Source organism: Flavobacterium psychrotrophum (genome assembly GCF_003403075.1).
In the GTDB taxonomy this organism is placed as follows: Bacteria; Bacteroidota; Bacteroidia; order Flavobacteriales; family Flavobacteriaceae; genus Flavobacterium; species Flavobacterium psychrotrophum.
In genome coordinates this window covers 2,877,120-2,902,629 of record NZ_CP031557.1, presented here as the reverse complement: position 1 = coordinate 2,902,629, position 25,510 = coordinate 2,877,120, and the positions used below count along the sequence as shown (strand labels likewise).

The following is a 25,510-nucleotide window of genomic DNA, read 5'->3' as shown; positions in this document are numbered from 1 at the left end:
AAGTTGGGCGAAGGTTAATTAATGACTAACCTAAAGGTTACCTGTAAAAACAAAAGTACCCCCGTGAGTGCGGGGGTACAGGAAACAAAATAATATAAAGCAAGATGAAAATTTACATTATAAATCGCAGCAGCTCTCTGTTTTTGGTAAGCATTTCTACCTTAACATGGTTATTAGGGCCTTTGCGAGAAAGTATTTCAGTTACCGTAGTAATATCGGTAGCCTTAGTATTATTTATGGTCAGGATAATGCCGCCTTTAAGTTCTTCATAGTACGGCATATAATTTTCGTCGGTAATTTCTTTTATCCTTACACCATAATCTATTTTAAGCGCTTTCTTTTCGGCAGCGGTAAGATCTTCCATTTCAAGGCCGTCATAAGTAAAGCTGTTTATCTCATTTTTAGTAAGCTTTACAGGAACAGTCATGGTTTCGCCATTACGCTGAACTATTATTTTTACCACATCATCAGGGCGCTTGGTTACTATGGCAGCATTAAGGTCTGAGAACCCGTTTATAATAGTGTTGTCTATCTTTTTAATGATATCGCCTTTTTTGATGCCGGCTTTCTGTGCACCGCTTTTATCTACAACGCTGTTTACAAAAAAGCCCTGGGTATCTGTAACACCAAACTCTCTTGCTGATATGCTGTTAAGCTCACCACCCTGTATGCCCAGTGCACCGCGCTGCACGTTACCATACTCCATAAGGTCTTCTACAATTTTGCGGGTAATGTTGCTTGGTACTGCAAACGAATACCCTACATAAGATCCTGTAGTGCTCGATATCATGGTGTTAATGCCCACAAGTTCGCCACGGGTATTTACAAGGGCACCACCGCTGTTACCGGGGTTTACGGCGGCATCCGTCTGAATGAAAGATTGTAAGCCGTCTTTGCTCAGGTTACGCGCCTTAGCCGATACTATACCTGCGGTAACGGTAGAGGTAAGATTATAAGGGTTACCGACGGCAAGTACCCATTCGCCCACCTTAATATCATCACTATTACCAAAGGTGGCATAGGGCAGCTTTTCATTGGTATCTACTTTTAAAAGTGCGATGTCCATTTTGCTATCGGTACCTACCAGCTTAGCTTTATATGTTTTATTGTTATTAAGCGTTACCTCCAGCTCGTTAGCGTTCTGAATTACGTGGTTGTTTGTCACAATGTAGCCATCCTGGGTAATTATAACACCACTACCGGTGCCCACCTGTGCCTGCTGCTGCCCGCCGCGTGCGCCAAACATATAATCCATCATAGACTGTGGACCGTTGCGGTAAACGGTGTTTTTTACGTGAACTACGGTATGTACGGCTTTATCTGCGGCAGCGGTAAAATCAGAGATTTCTGCACTGGGTGCACCATACGATACATTTCTGGCTGAACTGGTTTGCGGAGCGGCAATTGATAAGGCATTGTTTTGCGTGTCATTATCAAATACCAGTTTATATGCTCCAAGGGTAGTGGCACCACTAAGCAGGGATACCAAAAACAGGCTTGAAATTTGTTTCATAAGTAAAACAGTATTTAATTATTTTAAAGGTTAAAACTATAGTTAAAGTGCAGGGTTTGCCTTGCTTTACATATTGAACTACTCTTGCCTTTTTTCAATTGGCTGCAAACTGGTCTTTTCGCTCCATATTTTACCTGTTTTCTTACTCCGTAGCGCTGCTATGCAGTGCCAAAAAGTCAAAATCTGAAACAAAAATCCCTATTTTTCGCTTCAATCAAAAAAGTCAAGATTAGTTCATTGTTTATATTCGTACTTTTGCCCATATAACTTGCATGATGGAATACACCTTTTACAAATACCAGGGTACCGGTAACGATTTTGTAATGATAGACAACCGCGATGATATCTTTCCCAAAAATGATACCAAACTTGTTTCGCAACTGTGCGACCGAAGGTTTGGCATTGGTGCAGACGGGCTCATCTTATTAGAGAACGCAGGTAGTACTGATTTTCGTATGGTATACTACAATTCTGATGGAAATACCAGCACGATGTGCGGAAACGGAGGCCGTTGCATAGTGGCTTTTGCCAATGCGCTGGGCATTATAGATAATGAAACAGAGTTTGAAGCTGTAGATGGTCGCCACCACGCTACCATAAGTGATGATGGTATAGTATCATTGCATATGAAAGACGTTAATACGGTATCGATATATGAAAATTACCTGTTTCTTGATACAGGATCGCCGCATCATGTAGAGCTGGTAGACGATTTGCAACAACTCGATGTAAAACAAATAGGGGCTAACATACGCTATAGCGGGTTGTATGGAGATGCTGGTGCAAACGTAAACTTTGTAAACCAGTCAGGTCCTGACAAATTTTCAGTGCGAACGTATGAAAGGGGTGTAGAAGATGAAACTTTTTCATGTGGTACCGGTGTTACTGCCGTGGCCATAGCCATGAAGGTTTTAGGTAAAACCACGTCTGATACGATTAGCCTGCAAACACCCGGAGGCTCGCTTAGCGTGTCTTTTACGCAAGATGGCAAGCAGTTTAAGGATGTATATCTTACAGGGCCTGCACGTTTTGTATTTAAAGGCGAAGCCGAGTGGTAACCTTAACCGGAAATACAATTTACCTGCGCGCACTGGAGCCCGAAGACCTTGAGTTTATTTATCGTATAGAAAATAATGAGGCACTGTGGGAAGTTAGTTACACGCAAACGCCATACAGTCGTTTCCTTATACGGCAGTACCTTGAAAATGCCCACCAGGATATTTATGAGGCTAAGCAGTTGCGGCTTGCCATTTGCATGAGGGGCAGTTTTGATGCCGTAGGTCTTATTGACTTGTTTGACTTTGACCCGGCCAATCAAAGAGCCGGAATAGGGATTATTATTGCTGACGAAGGTAACAGGGGTAAAGGCCTGGGCAGTGAGTCACTTGGCCTTGTTAAGCAATACGCATTCAGTATTTTAAACCTGCATCAGCTCTATGCAAATATTGATACGTCAAATATTGCAAGTGCCGCCCTTTTTACTAATTTTGGCTTTGATTTGATAGGTATAAAAAAAGAGTGGAACAAGCGAGGGACTACCTATGCAGACGAAGCCTTATACCAGTTGATAAACAAATAATTTTAAAATTATAACCTTGAAACTAAGAAGATTTATTGCAATTTTTTCGCTGATATTCATCCTCGGCGGAACGTATTATGGGTACAATGCCTACCAGAAAATATACGTAGCAAATACAAAATTTACTCAAAAAGAAGTAGCTGTCTACATACCCAGCGGATCTGACTATGATAAGGCTAAAGAACTGCTTACCCCTTATGTAGAAGATATGGAGAAATTTGACTGGGTAGCCGGCCTTAAAAAATATCCGGAAAATGTAAAATCTGGTAAATTCATACTTACACAGGGTATGAGTAATAACGATATTGTTGGCTCAATGCGTAACCCTGTAATAGTTCATGTGTCATTTAATAATCAGGAAACATTGCAAAGGCTTGCCGGGCGCCTGTCTCAGCAAATAGAGCCAGATAGCCTGCAAATATTAAATGCCTTTACAGATAAGGCTTTTCTCGAAGAAAACGGCCTTAATGAAGATAATGTACTTAGTATTTTTATTCCTAACTCTTATGAGTTTTACTGGAACACATCGGCAACTAAGGTGCGCGATAAAATGATTAAAGAGTATCGAAAATTCTGGACGCCAGAGCGTACAGCCAAAGCTGAGGCATTAGGACTTACACCATTGCAGGTTTCTGCGCTTGCCAGTATAGTACATAAAGAAACGGTAAAGACCGATGAGAGGCCGCGTGTAGCCGGTGTATATCTTAACCGTGTTAATAAAGGGATGAAGCTTGAGGCCGACCCTACCGTTATTTATTCCATCAAGAAACAGTCTGGCGATTTTGACCAGGTTATAAAACGTGTGTTTTTTAAAGATTTAGTTATAGACTCGCCTTACAATACCTACAAGTATGCCGGCTTGCCTCCTGGGCCTATAGCAATGCCAGATATTACCGCTATTGACGCTGTACTAAATCCTGAAAAGCACAACTATATTTATTTTTGTGCCAGTGTTACTAATTTTGGTTACCATGAGTTTGCCGTTACCCCGGCACAACACGAAGTAAACCGCCAAAAGTATGTTGCCTGGGTAGAAAAGATGGGTATAAAGAGGTAAAATCCTACAAAAATTTTAAAATATCCAAACGGTTTTAGAGCTGTTTGGATATTTTTTTTGCTTTTTTTTATACATTTTCACTTCCTAAAACAGCTCTTGTTAATCCCTTTGTTTAGTGGTGTTTGTACGGTTTTCGCAATGGGTTTTGTAATCTTAAAGTAAAGTTAAAGTAACCGGTGTTGCTAAGTAGTTGTAAATCAGGTTAGATTTTTTGCGTATATTTGCGACTGTGAAATTCATAAGGTGACAGATTATGAGAAATAAAATTACATGTTAGTAAAACAATGGATATACTTTTCAGGGCTTGCCCTATTCATTGCAACCGTTAGTACCGGTTTCAAGACTAAAGAGGAAAAACAATTTGGAAGGATAGAAGGATTTCACCTTTCCGAAGACGAGATAACACATTACTCGGTTCCTACAATAGATGAAACCGCCAAGATCAACTTCAACTTTCCATTTACCGGAAAATCTTATGTAGGCTTTAAACAGGCAGTAGGCATTAAAGAGAGCCAGGGCCTTTATAAGCTTGTTAACCGTTATGGCTACATGGGCAAATACCAGTTTGGCAAAACAGCACTTCGCGCCCTTGGTATTTATAATACAAAAAACTTTTTAAATAATCCCGGCCTTCAGGAGCGTGCTTTTAAAGCCCTTCTTTGCAAGAACAAATGGGAACTTAGAAATGAAATAGGCCGCTACGAAGGCCAGGTTATCCGTGGTGTTACAATAACCGAATCGGGCATACTTGCCGCTGCGCATTTAGCCGGTGCCAATTCTGTAAAAGTGTTTTTAAACAGTAATGGGCGCAATGGCTACCGCGATGGTTTTGGTACATCTTTAAAAAGTTACATCAAAAAATTTGGCGGCTATGATACTTCTAACATAGTAGCACATCCTTCTCCAAAAGTAAAAGCTTAACTTTTCTTCTGCAGTACCGTCTCAAGCTTGCTTTCAGCATCAACAAGCTTGTTCTCCTGTTCTTCGAGTACTTGTTGTGTTTGCTTTAGCAGTAAGCGGTTGTCACTGTTTTTAAGCCTTGCATAATTTTTATCAGACAAGTACTGAATGTGGTTTTTTTGAAGGTATTTCAGGAAATCTCCATAAGTGTAGCTATCTACAAAAATATCTTTCAGCACATGCTCAGTCAAAATATAATTGCTGAGTGCCTCCTGCATTTTAATAGATTTTACTCTTAAGGACTGAAACCGTTCAAGTAATTCATTTTTTCGGGAGCGATACCCCGGTCTACTGTTTAGAAACCGAAAGACCAGGTAAAATAGCAATAGTGCCCCCAACACGATTGCGATGGTAAATTCCGGAAATAATGGCATTGTTAAATGTGATTTAGACTGCTAAATTAAAGAATTTAACATTGAATATTTTATGATTTGTTTAAAATAAAATCGAATAAACAATTTGATAAAATAAGTGCTGAATTTTTAATAATATGCAAACATTGAAAGGGTGAAATTTGATATTGAACTTAATCTATTGAACTAATTAGGTTTTTTCAATAGCTCTCAATGAAGCAATGTGTTGATTATAATGCTGTATTTATATTTTAGGTTGTGTTTTAACCTTTAAATAAACTAAGTACGCTGTTTCTTTTTATTATAGATACTAAGGAAAGTGTAACCAACTATTCCGGATAAGATTGAAGCAACTAATACAGAAAACTTTGCTTCTGACTGCAACCACGGTTTGTCGAAAGATAGTAGTGCTACAAAAATGGACATTGTAAAACCTATGCCTCCTAAAAGCCCTAAACCTAGAACATGTATCCAGCCTACTTTAGCAGGGAGTTTGGCAAGTTTTAATTTTACGGCTAGCCAGGACATGGTGAATATGCCTATAGGTTTACCTAGAAATAGCCCCAGTACAATACCCAGTCCCATATTGCTAATAAGCCCCTGAGACATTCCTACTTCAAAAGTAATATTTGTGTTAGCTATAGCAAAAATCGGCATGATTATAAAGTTCACGGGATTACTCAAAAGGTGCTCCAATTTTTCAAGAGGAGACTCGGTGTCATCAGGTGTTGTGGGTAACGTTAATGCTGTAAGTACTCCGGCTATTGTAGCATGTATGCCAGAGTGGTGTATAAAATACCACATAACAACCCCAGGAACCACATAAAACCAAAGATTTTTAATTCCTGCACGGTTAAAGATGATGAGCAACAATAATATACCCGAAGCATATAAAAGATAATTATAATGTAAACCGCTTGAGTAGAAGATGGCGATTACTAAAATAGCTATAAGGTCATCCACAATTGCAAGGGCTGCAAGAAATATCTTTAGCCTTGATGGGACTTTATTTCCTAACAACGATAATATTCCTAATGCAAAAGCAATATCGGTAGCCATAGGTATACCCCAGCCATTGGCAGTATGTATGTCGTTATGATTAAATAGGCTGTATATAAGTGCAGGTACTATAACGCCGCCTATGGCAGCAAGTACAGGAAGTATAGCGAGTTTTACAGACGATAATTCTCCCTCAATTATCTCTCTCTTTATTTCTAAGCCTACTAAAAGAAAAAATACAGACATTAACCCGTCATTTATCCAGCTTATAGTACTATATTGTAAATTAAGAACTGAATTTTTAAAACCTATTTTTATATCTAAAAAATGGTTAAATGGGGTTGCTAATCCAGTATTTGCAATTGTTAGAGAGAGTACTACACATGTCAATAAAATAATTCCGCCTGCTGCTGAAGAGCCGAAAAATTTTTTGAAAACACTAAAGTTTATAAGTTTTACCATATCTGCTAAGATACTGCATACATCAAAATACGGCAAGGTAAAAGTGCCAAAGCTGTTACGAAACTACTTTGTAAAGCGGGTCTTCGTTAATGTTTACTTCAATAATACCCTCTGCATTTTTAAGCAGGTTACGGCTGTCTGCGCTAAGGTGTTTCAGCGTTAGTTTTTTGCCTGCTTCATTGTATTTTCTTGTCAGTATGTTTACCGCTTCAATAGCCGACATATCAGTAATGCGACTTTCTTTAAAGTCAATTACAACTTCCTGAGGGTCATTAACAATATCAAAAAGTTCATTAAATGCAGTTATCGATCCGAAAAATAGCGGGCCTGTAATCTCATAATATTTAATGCCACCGTTATCAAGATAGGTTTTTGTACGGATGTGTTTTGCACTCTCCCATGCAAACACCAGGGCTGATATGATAACGCCTATAAGTACTGCCAATGCCAGATTGTGCAGTACAATAGTTATTACTGCTACAAGAATACCTGTAATGATATCGCTTTTTGGCATTTTGCGTATAATTTTAAAACTTGCCCACTCAAATGTTCCTACGGCTACCATGATCATTACACCGGTAAGTGCAGCCATGGGTAATTTGCCTATAACCGGTGCGCCAAATAAGATGATACACAATATGGTAAGTGCCGCTACAATGCCCGACAGCCTGGCGCGTGCCCCTGCATTTAGGTTTACAAACGTTTGGGCTATCATGGGGCAACCGCCCATACCCGAAAAGAAACCGTTGGCAATATTGGCCGTGCCCTGTGCAATACATTCCCGGTTACTGTTGCCACGGGTGCCTGTAATTTCATCTACTAAATTCAGGGTAAGCAGGCCTTCTGTTAAGCCTACAGCACCCATAATAAGGGAGTAGGGCAATATGATTTTAAGCGTTTCGAATGAAAGTGAAATATTCGGTATATGAAAAGGAGGGAAGCCACCCTGTACCGATGCGATATCCTGAACAGTTTTTGTTTCGATGCCCAAACCTAATACCACAGCAAATACTACCATGATGGCAACCAGCGATGCCGGTATAGCTTTCGTAATTTTAGGTAAACCAATAACTATGGCAATGGTTAACGCTACAAGCCCGCCCATAATATAAAGCGGTGTGCCACTCAGCCATACACTTTCGCCATTTATCACCGTTTTAAATTGCTCCAGCTGCGACATAAATATTACCAAGGCAAGCCCATTTACGAAACCGTACATTACAGGTTGTGGTACCAGGCGTATGAATTTTCCCCATTTAAAAATACCTACGAGTATCTGGAACACGCCCGCAAGAGCCACAGCAGCAAATACATATTCCAGCCCGTGCGATTTCATAAGGGCGATAAGTGTTATAACCGTTGCGCCCGCGCCGCCCGAAACCAGTCCCGGCCTGCCGCCAAGTACTGCAGTTATCAACCCCATGATAAAAGCTGCGTATAAGCCTACGAGGGGAGGAAAGCCCGCTAATATGGCAAACGAGAGCGACTCAGGTATCATGGTCATGGCTACGGTAAGCCCGGCCAGTATCTCGTTTTTATAATTGATCTTTTTTGAGAAGTCGAATAGTTTCATTGTGCGAAGATAGTGGCAAAGTTGCAGAGTTGCAAAGAAGCAAAGTTTTGAACGTTCCTTTATTCACGCACGTCTTTGCTAGGAGGAACAACGAAGCAATCTAATCAGTATATAGATAGATTATTTCGTTATCCCTCCTTTATATTTTTTTGAAAAAATGTGGAATAACCTAAGCAGTTTTAGAGTGAAGCTGCTCAACAACTAATTTGCTTAGAGTAAGAAGCTTTCTTAAAACCTATGAACGATAAAAATAGCAGGCCTGTTGTGCAGGTCGGGCTGTTCTTTTTTCCACTGGGCTACAGTGCGGGTTTTAATAAGCTCTGTAGGCAGTGTAATATCTGCGGCAATACACAGGTGTGTGCTGGGCTGAAGTAATACTAAAAGGTCGTCAAGCAGCCTGTTGTTGCGAAACGGTGTTTCTATAAAAATCTGGCTTTGGCTTTTTTCCTGGCTCAGTTTCTCAAAGTTTTTAAGTGCTGCTTTTTTGTCGCCTTTATCAATAGGCAGGTAGCCATTAAAGGCAAAGCTCTGGCCGTTCATGCCGCTTGCCATCATAGCCAGTAGTATAGAAGAAGGCCCTACAAGCGGAACCACCTGTATGCCTTTTTCATGTGCCAGCTTTACAATGGCAGCACCGGGATCTGCCACACCGGGGCATCCTGCTTCGCTCATCAGGCCTATGTTTTTACCCTCTATACAAGGTTGTATAAAAGCAATATGTTCAGAGGCCAGGGTATGTTTGTTTAAAACAGAGAGTTTTAAATCGGGTTGTTTTTTAGTAGGTAGTATGGCCTTAATAAATTTGCGTGCCGTTTTTTCGTTCTCTACTATGTAATGGTCTATAAACTCAATAGACCGTGCTACCGTTTCCGGAAGTACATCTTTAGGGTTGGCATCATCACCAAGGGGAACGGGTAGGAGGTATAGTTTTCCGGCAGGCATCAGGCGTGTTCTTTAATAAGTTTTTGGGCAACAAGGGTACAGGCTTCATCAAGCATATCATATACTTTTTCAAAACCATCGGGGCCACCATAGTAAGGGTCGGGTACATCAACTTTCTGTCCTGGAAATACCTCGTCCATCATCAGTTTTACTTTGGCTTTTGCCTCTTGTGTCGGTGCAAGTTTAGTAACGTCGCGCAGGTTACTGCTGTCCATTACATAAATATGGTCAAAGTTGGTAAAGTCGGCTGGTTTTATCTGGCGTGCCTTTTGGCAACTAATATCCAGTCCGCGGCCTTTTGCAGTGGCAACAGACCGTCTGTCCGGACCCTGCCCGGCATGCCAGTCTCCTGTTCCGGCAGAATCTACCGTGAATTTATCTGAAGGAAGTTTACTTTGCAATATGCCTTCCGCCAGTGGCGAACGACAAATATTGCCCAGGCATACCATCAGTATCTTAACGGGCATTTATACAGATAGTTTTTTATTAATATCATCTACAAACTTACGGAACTGTTTATCTGTAGTAACCAGGTTATCTACGGTTTTACAGGCGTGAAGCACGGTAGCATGGTCGCGATCGCCTATTTGAGAGCCTATGTTTGCTAAGGATGCTTTTGTAAACTTCTTGGCAAAAAACATGGCTAACTGCCTGGCCTGCACCACGTGGCGTTTTCTGGTTTTAGATTTCAGCGTATCTATATCCAGCTGGAAATAATCAGAGACTACTTTTTGTATGTAATCTATAGATATTTCGCGCTTTACGTTCTTTACAAATTTCTCTACCACCATTTTGGCAAGCTCAAGGTTTACCTCGCGGTGGTTAAAAGATGATTGTGCAATGAGCGATATAATAGCACCTTCAAGTTCGCGAACGTTGCTCTTAATATTACGTGCTACATATTCTACAATTTCCGAAGGCATTTCTACGCCATCACGAAACAGTATGTTGTTAAGAATAGAGATACGGGTTTCATAGTCCGGCTGGTGCAACTCTGCCGAAAGGCCCCACTTAAAGCGGGACAGCAGGCGCTGCTCTATATCCTGCATGTCTACCGGTGCCTTATCTGATGTAAGGATAACCTGTTTTCCATTTTGGTGCAGATGGTTAAAGATGTGAAAAAACACATCCTGTGTACCGGTTTTTCCGGAAAGAAATTGTACGTCGTCTATAATAAGCACGTCTATCAATTGATAGAAATGGATAAAGTCATTACGGGTATTACGTTTTACCGAGTCGATATATTGCTGGGTAAAAATCTCTGCCGATATATATAGGACTGTTTTGTCCGGGTACTTGTCTTTTATCTCAATTCCTATGGCATGTGCAAGGTGGGTTTTACCCAAACCTACACCACCAAATATAAGGAGTGGGTTAAAAGAAGTACCTCCGGGTTTGTTTGCCACAGCCATACCTGCCGAACGGGCAAGACGGTTAGCATCGCCTTCAAAAAAGTTGTCAAAGCTGTAATTAGCATTAAGCTGAGATTCTATTTTAAGGTTGCGTATGCCGGGTATTACAAACGGGTTTTTAAGCTCCGGGTTTTTGTTTTGCAAAGGTACATCTACCTCCTGTGGTTTTACAGGGGCACGGTGGGCACTTGGCAACTGCTCTGTAAAGGGCTGTTTGTTGCCATAAGTGTTTTCCATTTTAATTTTATAGAGTAACTTAGCGCCGATTCCAAGTTCTTTTGTAAGGGCTACTTTAAGCAGCTTTACATAGTGTTCTTCGAGCCATTCGTAAAAGAATTTACTGGGCACCTGGATATACAGGGCATTGTCTGAAAGCTCAACTGCCCTTATCGGTTCGAACCAGGTTTTGTAGGCCTGCTCCTGAATATTGTCTTGTATAAATAACAGACAGTTTTCCCATACCGATTGCGCAGTTTTAGTCATATATCCTGAATATTAGGTGTTTATAATTGTTGTTTTTACTTCAGGAATGAACAGGCTTTCATCCCTTTTCGGGAGAACAAATATGAACACAAAATTCCTCAAAAAAAAATTTTGGGTGTATTGATTATTCTAAAAAAATATTGTAAGCACCAATAACATAAAATTAGTAAAAAATTAACAATTAAAATATATGAATTTTCACGAATTTAAAGTACGTGTACGCTATGCCGAAACCGACCAAATGGGGGTGGTGTATCACGGAAATTATGCGCAATATTTTGAGATGGGTCGTGTAGAATGGCTTAGAAATCTTGGTATTAGCTATAAGTCGATGGAAGAGGCGGGTATCATGCTTCCGGTGGTGTCGCTGACCATGAATTATAAAAAACCGGCCCGTTATGACGACCTTTTAAGTGTGAAGACGATACTTAAAAAACAGGATGGCGTTAAGATAGAATTTGACTACGAAATATATAACGAGAAACAGGAGTTATTAACAACGGGTTACTCTATGCTGGTGTTTGTAGACATGAAAACCGGACGACCAACAAGCCCGCCTCAGTATGTAAAAGAGAAGCTTAATTTTTAGTTTTATTTGTTTCAGGTTTCAGGTTTTTTCACCGTTCAGTATAGTACACAACTTTAAAAATAACCTGAAACCTGAAACTATTTAATTGAAATTGTATAAAGACTTTCAAATGCCTCAAATACCATTGAGGCATTTTTTTTGCGTGTTGCGATAACTATCTCGCAGTCCATTTCCATTTTTTGAGAAACAATGTTGAGGTTCTTTTCTTTTATAACCCGCATTACCCGGTTCATGTCTGCGTAGCCAAATTTTATGGTGTACTGTACATCTACGGTTTTTTCTATAATTTCTGAAGCCTGAAGTGCCATTTGAGCTGAAAGGCGATAAGCCGAGATTAGTCCGCCCACGCCCAGCTTTACTCCGCCAAAGTAACGTACCGATATTACCAGCACGTTAGTAACGCCAAAGCTTTGTATCTGCCCGTAGATGGGAGCACCGGCCGTATTGCTGGGTTCGCCATCGTCGTTAGCACGATAATATATGTTAGGTTCGGTACCCAGCTGAAAGGCATAACACCAGTGCCGCGCCTGCGGATGCAGCTTTTTAATGTCGATAAGCAGCGATTTTACCTCGTCTTCGGTATTTACAGGAAAAGCGTAGCCAAAGAACTTACTGCCCTTTTCTTTAAAAAGGGTTTCTTCGCCGGGGGCTGCCAGGGTTTTGTAAGTGTCGTTTTCCATAAAGCCTGTAAAGGTAGGGTAAGTAATTGTAATGGGAAAATTGTGTATTATTGTGGTAAACCAAACCGATATGAAATACTCAATAATTATTTGCTTTGCCATATTATGTATTTTGTGTTCAAGTTGCAGGGATGCTTACACAAATTCAGATATAACAATTGAAGAAACAAAACATTCAAATTTTGTGAGGGCATTAGAAAATGGAGGAACGTTCAGGTATTTTACTGTTGTAGAGGTTAAAAATCTTATTTCAGGAGAAACAAAAGAAATTTGTACTAAAGGCAATTTCGTTGCCGGGGCACTTCACATTGAATTTAAGACTAAAGACAAGCAAGTATACGAATCAAAAAAGCGTGCCAAGAGCAGGTATTTTGAATTTAGAAATAAAGAGGCTCTTGATAATATTTCTTTTTTTGACTACGATCCTAAGCTTGTTGAGGTTGTTAAGAAGAAATATGATTTTAAAAAAGCACTTAAAATAATTAAAGAAGGAGGTAAGTTTTCAATCGGGCTTAATGATGAAGAAATGAAAGCTTTAGCCCATGCCTTATATAATGAGGGATATCTTAGCGGAGAAAATAGTTGTTTTGGGGGATGTTAACGTATGTTAGTGAAGCAAATTTAAAAGAGAAGGAGCAACGTATTAAAAGTCTTAAAGTACACTAAATATAATCACAATTTTCCTAACTTTAAATCCATAAACCAAACTGAATCTTTACCATGAAAAACATATTTCAAAAATCTTTTATCGCATTTTCTGCCGCATTGTTATTAACTGCCTGTGGACAGAATGAAAAACCTAGAGAAATGTACTGTGGCCTTGGTATGAGTGCTTTTGAAGTAATAGATGCCAAGACGCTGGCTGCTAAATTTACATATCCCGGAGATTCTAAAGCTTTACTGGCTGAAGTAACTAATGAGGTTACAGCAATATCTGCTGAGACAAAGGTTGAAGTGTACTTTTATTTTAAAGATGCCAAACAGGTGGGTATTTATATTGTTGCCCCGGATGATAAAGCTTTAGTAGAAAAAATTAGCTGTACCATTTTAAAAAGTACCATTGCTGGCCTGCCCGAAACACGCAAGGTGGTGTTTTATACTAATGAAAGTACTAATCTTGTAGCAGCGGTAAAAACAAAGCCGAAGGTTTAGATAACTTGTTTTCCATTTCGACCGATAGGGAGAAATCTCTATTGTCAGAGGGAGATTTCTCCATTCCACTGCGCTACAGTCGAAATGGAAAATCGGGATTCTGAATATCCGGTTAATAGTATTGCTTAACAAATCATATTATTTAGGTCGAATATTTTTAGTTTAAAGACTTCCGGATTCTGGCCAGTTTTTCCAGTGTGTATTGGAGGCAAACATTGGTTTATAAAGTGCGGGATTATTTTGCGAAATTACTTTTGCAATTAACTGCCAGGTTTCATAAGACGATGGACGGTTGATATTGTAATTCTCTTCATTCATTTTTTGGGAGCGATTATTTTGATCTTTCATTGAGTTGAGAAATTGGTTTACATCTATCCCGTTTTTCTCCATCATACTTTTATTAAGCTCATACGTTTTTTTTAAATTATCAGTAGAAGGGATTGTTATAGAACGGTCATAATCCCTATGATACCATGTGTCAAGTACCATTATTTTTTTTAAGCTTTTCGGTATACATTTGTATAACTCAGCATCGGTAGCTCTAAAGAGGTTATGGTAGTTAATGATGGTAAGCCGGCCTGCTTCTTCTATATTTATTTCTCCCGGTTCATATTCTTTTAACTCAATACCTGCATTCTTATATGTTAACTTATTGTGTGTTAGCTGTACTTTTTCTCCACGAACCAGCCAATATTTTGCATCAGGCTTTAAAACTTCGCCATCTGTAGTAGACTCATAACTATGAATATCAATAGGAAAAACTATATAGGAGTTAGAAAAGCTTCCATTATATTCTTCAAGGTTTTTAAGACAATTGCCGTAATAATAAATTTCCAGTTCTACATAACCGCTCCTTGGGTTGTAGCCAAGTTTTTCGGCAGCAATGGCCCACTCACCGTTATCTGATCTAAAGATATTGAGCCTGCAATCTATCAGATAACAGTAAGGATGACCTAAAGGGATAAACTGCGTATAAAGCCCATCGGTGTTACTATAATCTAATGCATTTAATATGTTGTGTTCAGGAATTGTACTTTGTGCCTGCATAAAAATAGAGAAGAGTAAAAATATAATTTGTTTCATTTGGTTGATTACTAACCCAAATATAAAAACAAAAAACCGGAACATTGCTGCTCCGGTTTTGTAATCAAAATTCCACTTACTATTTAAAAGTATATATCTTAGAAAAATTTTCTATATCTGTTTCAAAATATGAATGATTAAAGTCATATTTATCATTGGCAGGGAAATAAGCAGGAATATAAAATCGTATCATTCCTTTATCTGTTTTCATAACAGGCATTACATATGTAACAGATTTTCGCTTTTCAAGTGCCTCTTCTGCGCTTTTAACAAATTTTCCAGATTCATATTCACTTGTGCTAATATAAATTGATTGAAGTGCTTTTACCTCTATCGGCTTATCTATATTTTTTAATTTATTGAATTCTTTCTCTTCAATTACGTATCCGGTTTTACTTAAGCGCTCTTCCCAATTTTGTTTTAATGCCGGGTATAGATATGCACCACTCCAGTTTTTAACAACAATTACGTAGTAGGTTTTATTTTTATATGAAAATTTTTTTGTGCTGATTTCCTCGAAATTTTGAGGCTCGAATGACATTGATGCTCCTGATTTCTTTTTTCCCTTGTCTGAATTATCTCGATTTATCACGTTTAAATGGTCAATCCACTGGCCGCTGTAATTTAGCCAGCCCGTGGCGGAGGTCATGGTTTCTGTACTTGCGTCAAATGAACGGGATTCTGCCTCGTTTACTCTGTCTTGAGCCTGTAAAGTAAAAGTTGCCAAAAATAAAATAGCTAAAAATTGTTTCATAATTAATTGGTTTTTTTTAAAGTGCAATAATAAATAATTTATTCTACTTTTAGCCCAAGACCTTCAATATAACCTTTGTTCTGGAAACAATTTTTATACTGGCAATTCTCTAAAAATCCGTTTAGGGCTTTTTGTGCTTTTGCACGGTCGGGCATGTTAGTACGAATTTTTTCAAAATTAGCACGGTCGCTGGCAGCATAGTCAGTAATCAGCTTATAATCTTCCGGCTGGTTAAAGTTCATGATGCCGCGTAGGTTGTCCATCTTTTTATAAGGCCAGTACGCCCAGTGAATGTTGTTCTTATTTAGCAGTACGGTAAAGTCTTTAATCCACTCATCAGTATTTTCACCGGTCTCCCCTATATAAATAGGCACATTGTGCTTGTCGCGAAAGTCAACATACTTTTGTATGGCATCCTGGTTGATGTCAAACCAGTATTTGTGAAATTCATATACAATGTTATCATCCAGTATTTCTTCAAACACACCAAAGTCGCCTGCCCAAACCGATCCGTTCAGGTAAATGGAATGCTTTTTATCTACTGCCCTGATATCTGCTACCATACGTTTGTAAAGTAAAAACAAGCGGTGGTTATAATCCGGTATTTCTTTTAGGAAATAGTGGGCGATGGGCTCGTTAACCACATCATAGCCTATAACTATAGGGTCGTTCTTATAGCGCTGGGCTATTTTAACCCATATTTCGCTCATAAGATCCTGGCTTGATTTACTAAAGTACAGCCACGGGTATCCGGCACTATCATCAATATTATCTCCGGTTTGCCCACCCGGAGCGCAGTGCATATCAAGCAACACGTAGATGTTTTCCTGGCGGCACCATTCTATTACGCGGTCAAAGTATTCAAAGCCGGCATTACGCTTGCCCATATACAAATCGTTAGTGAAAAGTTTGTAATGGAAAGGCAGCCTGAGGTGGTTACAACCTATGCGTTTAAGGTATTTAATGTCGTCATGTGTTACATATCGATCCAGGTATTTTTGCCAAAAGGCTGCAGTACTGTCCGGGCCCACCATTTCGGTAAATAGTTCATCTATTTTAGTGGGAGAGCTTACCTGGCCTGTTTTAAACATATAACCTTCGGGTACCAGCCAGTTGCCTAAATTGGTTCCCTTCAGGGTAATTGCTTTTCCATCGGCATCAAGGATATTACTGCCCGATGTTTTTGAAATTTGTCCTTTATAAGGACCTTTGCGGATTGCCTGACCCTGATCGGTTTTATAGGCAGCGCATGAAGAAATTAGTACGGTAAAGGCCAGTAACAGCCCCGGGATAATTTTTTTTGTCATTAGAACGATGTTTTGATTTGGAAGCGTAAAGATAAATAAAATCTGACGATAGGATATGAAATCTATAAGCACAAAAAAGTCCCTGCCGGGGAAGCAGGGACTTTAAAAAAAATGGAGGGTTTCAAATTTTAATACGCTATCTTCTTAGTTACGGTACCATCTACTGTATTTACCTCCACTAACAGTATCTGGGTTTGTGCTGTAAGGCCGTTAACCTGAGTAGCAACATTGTTTATTTTTTCTGCCGACTCATATAGTACGCGTCCACGCATGTCGTATACTTTTACTGAGTTTATAAGGCTTGTTCCTGCATTGATGTTGATAACATTATCTGTTTTATATACCATAACTGTTTTTGGGGTAGCAGCCGGATTATCAACACTAAGTGCTGTTGTGGTATATAATACTTCAAACCTGTTATCAAAAGTACCTGCTTCTGTGGTAAAACTATAAGTATTATCAGCAAGTTCTCTTGTAAGCCCTTCCAGATTATCGCGCAGGTATATTTTTTGGTTGTCAAACACACCATCTTTGCGTAATATGTTAATGGTGTACTGTCCTGCACTTTGTGCTGTATAACCTAAAGCTACTACATCGCTTGCTGCAAACTCAGGGCGTGCTTGTATTGTTAGTTTTGTATCTGCGGCAACACTGTAAAAACCAAGGTTATTTTCGCCCATTATCATAGCGTCACGTCCTGAGTCAAGATCTAATGTAGCGGTATTACTATAAACTAACGCTATTTGACTGTAAGAATCTGTACCCTTCATTTCCATCCAGTAGCGAGAAAGTGTTTCCGGTTCTGCAGTCCTGAAGAATTGTGCATTATGGTTGCCTCTTCTCATAGCATTATTAAACGTTACCTGTGGATTTGTAAGGCCTGTGGCAGTTTTTACTATAAAGCCCTGACCCGGATTGATGATCCACTGTGTAGGAGATACCGTACTGTTAAAGAAAGCTTCCCACTGGTCGCCACCAAAATGTTCTTCGCCCGGGTTACCACCTGTTGCATGGTTGCTTACATAAGCATCGCGGCTAAGGGTAGCATAGCTACTGGCGTTTGAGTTGTTTTTCTTTCTCCAGAAGTATAATGTAGAGCCTGTTTGAAGTACACTTGCATTAGCATCAAAGAATGCACGAACGTTTATAGGAGATGGGTAAGGGTTACCTACCGGTGTAAACCTGTTGTTTAGTGTAGATAAAGGCCTTTGTATAGTACCATTGTTTGGAGCTCCTGTAAACGATCCTGTAAATGTTAGTGTGCCTGTGCCTGCATTATAACCGGGAGCTGCATTTTCATTTGGCATCCTTATCAGGTAACTGTGTGCAGGCTGGAAGCTGGTTGTTGCAGGATCAACAGACCAGAAACCTTCTATCCATTCATTAGTGGTCGTGTTTTGTGCATAATAATAATAATCGTAAAACCTTCCAGTTGCAGTTGCCGGAGAGAATGGTTGCATTAGCTGTCCTGTTACCGGGGCAGACCATAGTGTATAGTCTAGCCTGTAAAGTGGCTGGCTGCTTCGTATCTGTGTAATATTTCCCTGGTTTACAGCATCTGTTAGCTGTACTAGGTGTGCGTTATGTTGTAGTGTAAAACTTCCTGTAGTTACATGTACATAACCATTTACAGTTACTGTGTACTCTGAAGGGATGTTCACAATAGCATTGTTAGTTACTTCGAGTGCGCAGGCATCTATGTTTGCTGCCACATTGTAATTGCCTGTAAAGCGTACAAGTGTATTGATATCTGGCACCGCGGGACTCCAGGCTGTACCATCCCATGTACTGGTTTTTACAGTAAATATAGCTGTAGGATGAGCATCGGCATAACCGTTTAGCTGTATCACTGCCCTAACATATGTAGTTTGTGTAAGCGCACCTATTTGTGCACCTGTAATAGATGTAACACCAGCCGTGTTTGCTATAGTTGTAGCATTTGTAAAAGAGCTGTTGTCTGCTTTTTCCCAACGGGCAATCGTTCCTGTCTGCCCACTAAGGGTAAGGCCACCCGGTACATTACCGTAGCAAATATTGCCACCGCCGGTTAGTGTGCCCGCTACAGGAGGTTGCAGAACATTTACAGTTACACTGGCCATTTTTTGAATGCCAAAAGCATCTGTAACAGTAAGTGTATAAGTAGTACTACCTACTGCAGTAGTTGGCGGTGTAGCAGTAGCAGCTGTGCCAAGCCCGCCTGACCATGAGTAAGTGTACGAAGCGCAGTTGCTTACGCTGGATGTAAGTGTTACTGCCTGGCCCACCTGTACGTTACCACCTCCACCAACGCTTACAGTAAAGTCGCCCTTGGTTACAGAGTATATGTCAAGTTCCTGAGGTATTGACGCACTTACTAATCCGGTAAGCCTTACAGAAAGACGGTCGATAACAACACCTGGTGTAACGCTTATTGAAGTAGTCTGGTTGTTTTGCAGGAGCCCTAAAAGATCTACGTTAAGAAGGCTTGCAGAAGTAGCGGTATATGCCGGCGTGGTATTTGTGCCTGAATATCCCCTGATCGAAATACTATTTAAAAGACCCGCCTGTACTAGTGCCGGCGATATCTTAAATTTAATATTGTATTTATCTGTTATAGTTGAAGGGCTTTCAAAATAGAAGTCTTGCTGTACATAAGTAGCTACACCAAGGGTACCAATAGAAAGTTTAGAGAATGTAGTAGCACTGGCATCGATAGCTTTGTAGGCATCAACATTTCCCGCACCGGCGGTAATGTCTGCGGCTAACAGGCCACCGCCAGTATAACTTGTATAGTTGCCTGTAGCGCAGGTTGCGGCGCTACCTGCATAATAGGCTCCATAAACATCCAGCCATTTTGCACCAATAATACCGGTTGCTCCTGACCTGAAATTTTCTACTCTGATCGATGTAAATGTATTATTAGGTATGAATTTGATGTAAAAAGTTCCAGTAACATCCTGTACTAACTTAATGTTAGCAGAGGTTTCATTTACGGTGTTTCCATCAATTACGGCATTATTTCTGGCAGTAGTGCCATTATAAGCAGTTACTCTTATATATTGCCCATCTAGCAGTATAGCTGCAAGATTGCCAACCAGACTACCCAGGCCACCACCTAAAACTCCTGTAAGGAGTCCAGTTTCGGCAGTTACTTTAATATAAACAGGAGTTGCCGCAATAGGAGTGGTACCCCAGTTAACCTCTACATAGTTACCATTAGATAGTAGCGAAGACGAAATGCGCGCGGCATTAGTAAAATCTGTACCACCGGCATTTGCAGGTAGTGTAACATTGCTGTTAAAAGTTCCGTTAGAGCTGGCTACAGTAGCGCCAGGATAAACTTTCTGAGCATTTGCAGGAGCCGTAAACAACAGTAGTGTCAAGCTCCAAACTAGCAGCGCGTAAGCACTTAAGAGTCGATTTGTAGTCATAATATTCCCATTTTTTATACAAAGGAATAGCGACTACTGCATGCATTTTTTAGGGTTAAAGCTCTATCGCCGAAAGAAATAATTTCACCGTCGAAATGCATTTCGTTAACAGATCTGAATTTTCTAAAACAGTGTTTTTTCAGGCTATTTTGTGTGTGTGTAAACTTCTTGTATGTTGTTGTTTACATCGTGTTTTTAAGAAACAAAAAAAAGCCCGGAAATTAATTTTCCGGGCTTAGGTATTTAAAAGGTATTTCTAATTAAGAAAGTGTCTTTTTTAGAAAATGATTTTCTTGCTTACAATTCCTTTTTCAGTTGCTACTTCTATAATAAGCACCTGGCTTTGTACTGTAAGTCCGTTAATAACAGTTTCTGTATTATTTACATTTTGCTGGCTGTACAGTTTCCTGCCACGAATATCAAATACTGTAACAGCATTTATGCGTGTGCTGCCTGCGTTGATATTTACAGACTCGCCATTTTTGTAAACTATAAGGTTATCTGCAGTTAAAACCGGGTTGTCTGTACCAAGTGCTGCAGTAGTATAAACTACCTCAAACCTGTCTTCAAAACTACCCGCCTCAGTAGTAAATGTATAGTCTTTTTCAGATATGTTACGGGTTATGCCCATAACTTTATCTTTAAGGTAAACATTTTGTCCTGTAGAGAATAAACCATCGGTATGGTCTATCGAAATGGTAAAGTTACCTGCTATGTTAGCGTTGTAGCCCATAGGTACCACATCTGAAGTTGTAAACTCCGGCCTTGCCTGTATGGCAAGTGCAGTATTTTCGGCAAGAGAGTATAGCGAAACAATGCCTTGCTCTATAAGTTGCTTACCATCATAACCATAATCAATACCTGTTGTGGCTCCTGCTAAATATGCTATACCAGACTGGCTAAAGCCACCATCAGGGCCTGCAATGTTTATCCACATGCGAGATGCAGGTGTTTGCGCAGTTCTTAAGAATGCCTGGCCACCTGTTGTAGGAGCAGCCTTACGCATGCTGTTTGTAAATTTAATATCTGTACCTGTAGCGCCATTTTTTGTCTGAACGATGAAGCCCTGACCCGGAGCAAGCATGAAAGTTCTTCCTGATGAAAAGAATTGTTCCTGATCCTGCCCGCCAGTATGACTACCGTTAGCATCTGTACTTGCTCCGTTAGCCGTAAACATTGTACGTGTTAGCTTGGCATAAGATGAGCTTTGTGTTGTACTGTTCTTTTTTCTCCATAAGAAAATGGTAGCTCCATTATCAAGTACATCACTATTTTGTAAATAAAACTCTTCTACACCTATTGGTGATGGGTAAGGGTTACCTACAGCTGTAAAGCGGTTTGCTGCCGTACTTGCTGTAATGTTGTAATTTCCTGTGTTTGGCTTACCTGCAAATTTACCTTCAAAAGTAAGTGTGGCTGTGCCTGCATTATATCCTGTGGTACCATCAACATTTGGCATACGTATAAGGTAACCCTTAGCAGCGCTAAATGTATTAGCAGGATCTATAGACCAGTAACCTTCGATGTTTTGATTTTGAGCATTAGTACCGTACTTATATTCGTAAAAACGATTTGTAAGCGTAGCAGGGCTAAAATCAATTAGCTTTTGGTTTTCAACCGGGGCAGCCCACATAGTATAATCCTGCCTGTATAGCGGGTTAGCGTTTTTAAGTACAGTAACTGCACCCGTGTTAGTGCCTGTACCTGTTTGTACAAGAGCACCGTTATCATGTACTATAAAGTTAGCACCTGTAGCGTTATTGTTAACCAGGTTACCGCCAACAGTAATTGTTGTATTAGCCGGTACATCTACCGTAACGCCACTGTTTACAGTAAGGTTACCAATGTTAAGACCTGCGGCAGGTGTAGTGTAGGCAGTTGCTATAGTACCATTGTCTATTAGCCTTGGTGTTGCGCCGCCTGTCCATTGGTTTGTATTCCAAACAAGATTTTTACCAGTTGTAACAGGTATAGTGTTAGAGTTTGCGCTTGTAAGAGTTGAAGGGGGATTTATTGCTCTAACGCGATAATAATAAGTAGTATTGGCTGCAAGTCCTGATATGATTTGAGAAGTACTATTAACAGTATAATCTTGATAAGGCAGTACGTATGTTGACGGTCCCGTTGTAGATGTTATCGCAACGTCGTCTAAAGATACGTTTCCAATAAATTTTGTATATGTGAACCTAAATTGGATAAGATTTGAAGGAAGTGCAGGCGTAGTACTTGCGCTATAAGTAATTGTAGTTCCAGTCGATGGGATAGCTGTGATATTTTGTACAGTTATCCAGCTTGTACCATTAAAACCTTCTACTAAGAATGCACTATCTCCACTAACTCCCTGTCCTTTTATCCAAAAACTTACCTGTGTTGCCGATCCAGATAAAGTAGTGGTGGTTACTGTTGATTTATTAACATCATCGTCAAATTTTAATGATGGAGATGCAGCACCATAATTTCCTGATGAAGTATATGGTGATCCTAAATTACTAAACGTCCATCCTGAAGGTGCGTTTCCACCAACAAAGCCCTCTGTACTACTGGATGTTGAACCCAGGTTAAAGTCATTTGTAGTTGCAACGTCAAGTTTATAACCAGTAGCTCCAGGTACAGCATTCCAGTTCGCTGTAAAACCTGATGTTGAAGTAACTGTTGCATCAGTTGCAATAGGAGCCACTATTGTACCGGTTCCTGTTAGTTGTACACTTGTTGTTGCTTCACCACCTGTTATAGAAAGTGAGGCTGTTACATTACCAAAATCAGAAGGTATGTACCTTACATAAATTGTTGTGTTTGCAAGAGTTGAAGCTGAATATGGTACATTTATGTTATTTGACCAGCTAGAACCATTTAATGAAACCTGAAAAGATGTATTAGCTGATACAATGTTAACATTTCCAGGCGCATTAGATAATAATATACCACTCAGGCTAAAATTTTGAGTTGGGCTTGTTGTGCCAAAGGCTTGATTGCCAAAGGCGATACTTGTTTGAGTAGCTGTTAAAGTAGGCTTAGGTGATGATACAGCAATAGTAAAGTTATTATTACTCGGGATAAGTGATGCATCCCACCAGTCATAAACGCGTACATAATATGTCGTAGAAGCTGGTAGAGAGATTACCATTACTTCATTTACACCGCCTGCTGTATGATCTTCACAAGCAACGTTTACAGTATTGTTACACACACCAGATCGAAGGTCGATAACACCATCTATATCTCCGCTTGGAGCAAAAGTAATTTTATATTCTCCAGCAATTGAGGTAGTGAATTTGTACCAAACATCGTCTTCAGCAGTTCCACCGCAGCTAGGAGTGCCGGATATACTTTGCGTAGCATTTAATCTTGTACCGCTTTTTGGGGCATCGTTAAGTGTAAGAGTAATAGCAGTCGCGCATTCATCGTTAACTGCCACAGCTTGAGTTACCGTACCGCTTAATGCAACTGTTTTTGTAGCACCACCACCGCTTATACTAATCGTAGTTCCATTATAGCTGCCTTGGCTAAGACCAGATTTCAGTCTCACATAAACAGTCGCAGGAGAAAGGGTTGCGCTGGTATAAGGTACATTTACAGATGATGTAAAATCAATATCATTTAATGATACCTGATAATTTGACGGTGCAGAAACAATTATATTACCTGCACCTGTTAGATAGGTGCCACTTAAACTAAATGATTGTGAAGTTGAAGGGCCTGTGCCTAAAGAGTAAGTAAATCCACTTAAAGATGCTGGTGTTGTAGTGAGTGTAGGTGCTGCAACAGATCCAGACCATTCGCTAAATTTCTCAACACCAGGTGAAGTTCCTGTAGCTGCTACAGGTGTAACACCAAGGCGAATAAATTTACCTGCATCTGCGTTTACTAATGTATAGTTGGCTGCGGTAGCATTTGTTATAGCTGCTGCACTTGCGCCATTTATATCGTTAGCACGATACCATTTATAAGTTGAGGTTCCCTGTGCATCATTATCTGCATCGGTATAAGTAAACGTTCCTGAAAGCAATTGTCCAACCATATATGTTCCTGTTACGGTAACATTTGATGCTATGGGTGCTACATTGTTTGTCAATACACTGCCGCTTACAGTTACAGTAGGGTATGGTGTAGCGACACCGCCTCCGCTTATCGTTATGGTTTCACCATTATAGGTATTTATACTTAGTCCTGATTTAAGCCTTGTATATATCGTTTTGTTTGAAATGGCAGACCCAGTATAAGGAACGCTTATTGAAGCTGCATAATCACTATTCTGACTTAGAGAAACTTCGTAATTTGTGGCACCTCCAACAGACAGGTTTCCTGTAGCTGTTGTAAAATTACTTCCGCTAATGCTAAATGTTTGTGAGTCTGATGGTCCATTCCCTACAACATAAGTAAAACCGGTTAAAGATGTTGAGGTAGCTGAAAGAGTAGGCGTTGTACTATTTTGAGAAATAACTACATCATCAAGGAAAAACCTGGAGTTTGAAGCGTTTTTTCCTGCGAAAGTTACTTTCGAAGCTGCTGTACAATTAGAAATGGTTACAGTATATGATGAAAAACTACCTTTCGTCATAACTACTGTAGCTGCACTTAATGTTGTATTAGTTCCTGTTACAGTTAAAACCAGATCTGTTTGCTCTGTATTACCATCCCAGGCTCCAGCACGAAATGTTAGTGTCGCAGTACCTGTAAGGCCTATAGCAGGTGTGGTAATTGTGCCTTTAATACTACTAGATCCTAACTTAACGCATTTGTCTCCTTTATAAGAAGTGGCTGATGTCCAGTCTCCAAATGTTCCTAATGTATTAGATGCTATGCTTCCACTCCATCCACCACTATTTCCACCAGTTCCAGAGACAGTATTAAAGTTTTCGTTAACCTGCCCCCATGTTGCGTTTACGCTTAGCAGCAACGCCACCAGAGCAAACATCTTCAGTAATTTTCTGTGTAGTTTTTTTAACATAAATAAACGTTAATTAATTTCAATTTTAACTTTGTGCATTTTTAGGATTGGCAAATGTAAGCTAAATTTCATCACAAAAAACAGCATAACAGTTGTTTATGTAACATTTGCATATTATTAAATTGTTAACGCCTGTAATTGTTATATAAATAAAAACCTCCCCTTTATTTTATTAAAGAGGAGGGAAGCCATCGAAACCACACCTTACTTTAATTAAGATGACTTATTATTTTTGGGGACAGTGCGTCGATTTG

The 25,510-nt window shown here is 39.8% G+C and carries 20 protein-coding genes; 7 read left to right on the top strand and 13 right to left on the bottom strand.

All coding sequences use genetic code 11. The features are described 5' to 3' along the window. Positions 1 to 112 precede the first annotated feature (112 nt). Positions 113 to 1,513 carry a trypsin-like peptidase domain-containing protein gene (locus DYH63_RS12540; protein WP_116789132.1) on the bottom strand — a complete coding sequence of 467 codons (1,401 nt, stop codon included), beginning with the start codon at positions 1,511 to 1,513 and terminating at the stop codon, positions 113 to 115. 275 nt (positions 1,514 to 1,788) lie between these two features. On the opposite strand from DYH63_RS12540, the gene dapF reads away from it, so the two are divergent. From dapF to DYH63_RS12520, 4 genes are all read left to right on the top strand, one after another. Then, the gene (dapF, locus tag DYH63_RS12535; RefSeq protein ID WP_116789131.1) at positions 1,789 to 2,571 is read left to right on the top strand and encodes a diaminopimelate epimerase; all 783 of its coding nucleotides are present in this window, start codon (positions 1,789 to 1,791) and stop codon (positions 2,569 to 2,571) included. Next, positions 2,565 to 3,092 (top strand): GNAT family N-acetyltransferase, encoded by a 528-nt coding sequence (locus DYH63_RS12530; RefSeq protein WP_116789130.1) that lies wholly within the window; start codon positions 2,565 to 2,567, stop codon positions 3,090 to 3,092. The genes dapF and DYH63_RS12530 overlap by 7 nt, the downstream gene beginning before the upstream one ends. A 16-nt stretch (positions 3,093 to 3,108) precedes the next feature. Beyond that, positions 3,109 to 4,149 carry an endolytic transglycosylase MltG gene (mltG, locus tag DYH63_RS12525; protein ID WP_116789129.1) on the top strand — a complete coding sequence of 347 codons (1,041 nt, stop codon included), beginning with the start codon at positions 3,109 to 3,111 and terminating at the stop codon, positions 4,147 to 4,149. Between the two features lie 270 nt (positions 4,150 to 4,419). Further along, on the top strand, positions 4,420 to 5,070 hold the full coding sequence (locus DYH63_RS12520; protein ID WP_116789128.1) for a peptidoglycan-binding protein LysM: 651 nt from the start codon (positions 4,420 to 4,422) through the stop codon (positions 5,068 to 5,070). Here the strand turns inward: DYH63_RS12520 and DYH63_RS12515 are convergent. From DYH63_RS12515 to dnaA, 6 genes are all read right to left on the bottom strand, one after another. After that, entirely contained in the window at positions 5,067 to 5,327 is a 261-nt protein-coding gene (locus DYH63_RS12515; protein WP_116789127.1) for a hypothetical protein, read from the bottom strand. The two genes, DYH63_RS12520 and DYH63_RS12515, sit on opposite strands and share 4 nt — an antisense overlap. A gap of 414 nt (positions 5,328 to 5,741) precedes the next feature. Continuing rightward, positions 5,742 to 6,923 carry a Na+/H+ antiporter NhaA gene (gene nhaA / locus DYH63_RS12510; protein WP_116790826.1) on the bottom strand — a complete coding sequence of 394 codons (1,182 nt, stop codon included), beginning with the start codon at positions 6,921 to 6,923 and terminating at the stop codon, positions 5,742 to 5,744. Between the two features lie 55 nt (positions 6,924 to 6,978). Then, positions 6,979 to 8,496 carry a SulP family inorganic anion transporter gene (locus DYH63_RS12505; RefSeq protein ID WP_116789126.1) on the bottom strand — a complete coding sequence of 506 codons (1,518 nt, stop codon included), beginning with the start codon at positions 8,494 to 8,496 and terminating at the stop codon, positions 6,979 to 6,981. A gap of 228 nt (positions 8,497 to 8,724) precedes the next feature. Next, positions 8,725 to 9,438 (bottom strand): SAM-dependent methyltransferase, encoded by a 714-nt coding sequence (locus tag DYH63_RS12500; RefSeq protein ID WP_116789125.1) that lies wholly within the window; start codon positions 9,436 to 9,438, stop codon positions 8,725 to 8,727. Continuing rightward, positions 9,438 to 9,905: a low molecular weight protein-tyrosine-phosphatase gene (locus DYH63_RS12495; RefSeq protein ID WP_116789124.1), complete on the bottom strand. Its 468-nt coding sequence runs from the start codon at positions 9,903 to 9,905 to the stop codon at positions 9,438 to 9,440. Before DYH63_RS12495 ends, DYH63_RS12500 begins: the two co-directional genes overlap by 1 nt. Further along, positions 9,906 to 11,333, bottom strand: a complete 1,428-nt coding sequence (dnaA, locus tag DYH63_RS12490; RefSeq protein WP_116789123.1) for a chromosomal replication initiator protein DnaA — start codon at positions 11,331 to 11,333, stop codon at positions 9,906 to 9,908. A gap of 190 nt (positions 11,334 to 11,523) precedes the next feature. Here dnaA and DYH63_RS12485 point away from each other — a divergent pair, with 190 nt between their 5' ends. Next, positions 11,524 to 11,922, top strand: a complete 399-nt coding sequence (locus DYH63_RS12485; RefSeq protein WP_116789122.1) for an acyl-CoA thioesterase — start codon at positions 11,524 to 11,526, stop codon at positions 11,920 to 11,922. A 77-nt stretch (positions 11,923 to 11,999) separates the two neighbouring features. Here the strand turns inward: DYH63_RS12485 and DYH63_RS12480 are convergent, their stop codons facing one another. Further along, positions 12,000 to 12,602: an IMPACT family protein gene (locus DYH63_RS12480; RefSeq protein WP_116790825.1), complete on the bottom strand. Its 603-nt coding sequence runs from the start codon at positions 12,600 to 12,602 to the stop codon at positions 12,000 to 12,002. Between the two features lie 70 nt (positions 12,603 to 12,672). On the opposite strand from DYH63_RS12480, the gene DYH63_RS12475 reads away from it, so the two are divergent. Together DYH63_RS12475 and DYH63_RS12470 are read left to right on the top strand one after the other, a co-directional pair. Further along, positions 12,673 to 13,203, top strand: a complete 531-nt coding sequence (locus tag DYH63_RS12475) for a hypothetical protein (RefSeq protein WP_162927017.1) — start codon at positions 12,673 to 12,675, stop codon at positions 13,201 to 13,203. A gap of 119 nt (positions 13,204 to 13,322) precedes the next feature. Next, positions 13,323 to 13,754, top strand: coding sequence for a hypothetical protein (locus DYH63_RS12470; RefSeq protein WP_116789120.1), 432 nt, complete (start codon positions 13,323 to 13,325; stop codon positions 13,752 to 13,754). A 162-nt stretch (positions 13,755 to 13,916) separates the two neighbouring features. On the opposite strand, the gene DYH63_RS12465 is transcribed toward DYH63_RS12470, so the two are convergent. From DYH63_RS12465 to DYH63_RS12445, 5 genes are all read right to left on the bottom strand, one after another. After that, positions 13,917 to 14,837 (bottom strand): DUF7003 family protein, encoded by a 921-nt coding sequence (locus DYH63_RS12465; RefSeq protein ID WP_116789119.1) that lies wholly within the window; start codon positions 14,835 to 14,837, stop codon positions 13,917 to 13,919. A gap of 79 nt (positions 14,838 to 14,916) precedes the next feature. Beyond that, positions 14,917 to 15,591, bottom strand: a complete 675-nt coding sequence (locus DYH63_RS12460) for a hypothetical protein (RefSeq protein WP_116789118.1) — start codon at positions 15,589 to 15,591, stop codon at positions 14,917 to 14,919. A gap of 38 nt (positions 15,592 to 15,629) precedes the next feature. After that, complete coding sequence (locus DYH63_RS12455) at positions 15,630 to 16,898, bottom strand: glycoside hydrolase family 5 protein (RefSeq protein ID WP_116789117.1); 1,269 nt, start codon at positions 16,896 to 16,898, stop codon at positions 15,630 to 15,632. A gap of 128 nt (positions 16,899 to 17,026) precedes the next feature. After that, complete coding sequence (locus DYH63_RS12450; protein ID WP_162927016.1) at positions 17,027 to 20,308, bottom strand: RemA C-terminal-like gliding motility protein; 3,282 nt, start codon at positions 20,306 to 20,308, stop codon at positions 17,027 to 17,029. Between the two features lie 277 nt (positions 20,309 to 20,585). Continuing rightward, positions 20,586 to 25,256, bottom strand: coding sequence for a RemA C-terminal-like gliding motility protein (locus tag DYH63_RS12445; protein ID WP_162927015.1), 4,671 nt, complete (start codon positions 25,254 to 25,256; stop codon positions 20,586 to 20,588). Between the last annotated feature and the right edge of the window lie 254 nt (positions 25,257 to 25,510).

Coding starts and splice junctions, on each gene's coding strand:
- DYH63_RS12540 (WP_116789132.1), bottom strand. CDS start 1,513: ATGAAACAAATTTCAAGCCTGTTTTTGGTATCCCTGCTTAGTGGTGCC.
- dapF (WP_116789131.1), top strand. CDS start 1,789: ATGGAATACACCTTTTACAAATACCAGGGTACCGGTAACGATTTTGTA.
- DYH63_RS12520 (WP_116789128.1), top strand. CDS start 4,420: ATGTTAGTAAAACAATGGATATACTTTTCAGGGCTTGCCCTATTCATT.
- DYH63_RS12515 (WP_116789127.1), bottom strand. CDS start 5,327: ATGCAGGAGGCACTCAGCAATTATATTTTGACTGAGCATGTGCTGAAA.
- nhaA (WP_116790826.1), bottom strand. CDS start 6,923: ATGGTAAAACTTATAAACTTTAGTGTTTTCAAAAAATTTTTCGGCTCT.
- DYH63_RS12505 (WP_116789126.1), bottom strand. CDS start 8,496: ATGAAACTATTCGACTTCTCAAAAAAGATCAATTATAAAAACGAGATA.
- DYH63_RS12500 (WP_116789125.1), bottom strand. CDS start 9,438: ATGCCTGCCGGAAAACTATACCTCCTACCCGTTCCCCTTGGTGATGAT.
- DYH63_RS12495 (WP_116789124.1), bottom strand. CDS start 9,905: ATGCCCGTTAAGATACTGATGGTATGCCTGGGCAATATTTGTCGTTCG.
- dnaA (WP_116789123.1), bottom strand. CDS start 11,333: ATGACTAAAACTGCGCAATCGGTATGGGAAAACTGTCTGTTATTTATA.
- DYH63_RS12485 (WP_116789122.1), top strand. CDS start 11,524: ATGAATTTTCACGAATTTAAAGTACGTGTACGCTATGCCGAAACCGAC.
- DYH63_RS12480 (WP_116790825.1), bottom strand. CDS start 12,602: ATGGAAAACGACACTTACAAAACCCTGGCAGCCCCCGGCGAAGAAACC.
- DYH63_RS12475 (WP_162927017.1), top strand. CDS start 12,673: ATGAAATACTCAATAATTATTTGCTTTGCCATATTATGTATTTTGTGT.
- DYH63_RS12470 (WP_116789120.1), top strand. CDS start 13,323: ATGAAAAACATATTTCAAAAATCTTTTATCGCATTTTCTGCCGCATTG.
- DYH63_RS12465 (WP_116789119.1), bottom strand. CDS start 14,837: ATGAAACAAATTATATTTTTACTCTTCTCTATTTTTATGCAGGCACAA.
- DYH63_RS12460 (WP_116789118.1), bottom strand. CDS start 15,591: ATGAAACAATTTTTAGCTATTTTATTTTTGGCAACTTTTACTTTACAG.
- DYH63_RS12455 (WP_116789117.1), bottom strand. CDS start 16,898: ATGACAAAAAAAATTATCCCGGGGCTGTTACTGGCCTTTACCGTACTA.
- DYH63_RS12450 (WP_162927016.1), bottom strand. CDS start 20,308: ATGACTACAAATCGACTCTTAAGTGCTTACGCGCTGCTAGTTTGGAGC.
- DYH63_RS12445 (WP_162927015.1), bottom strand. CDS start 25,256: ATGTTAAAAAAACTACACAGAAAATTACTGAAGATGTTTGCTCTGGTG.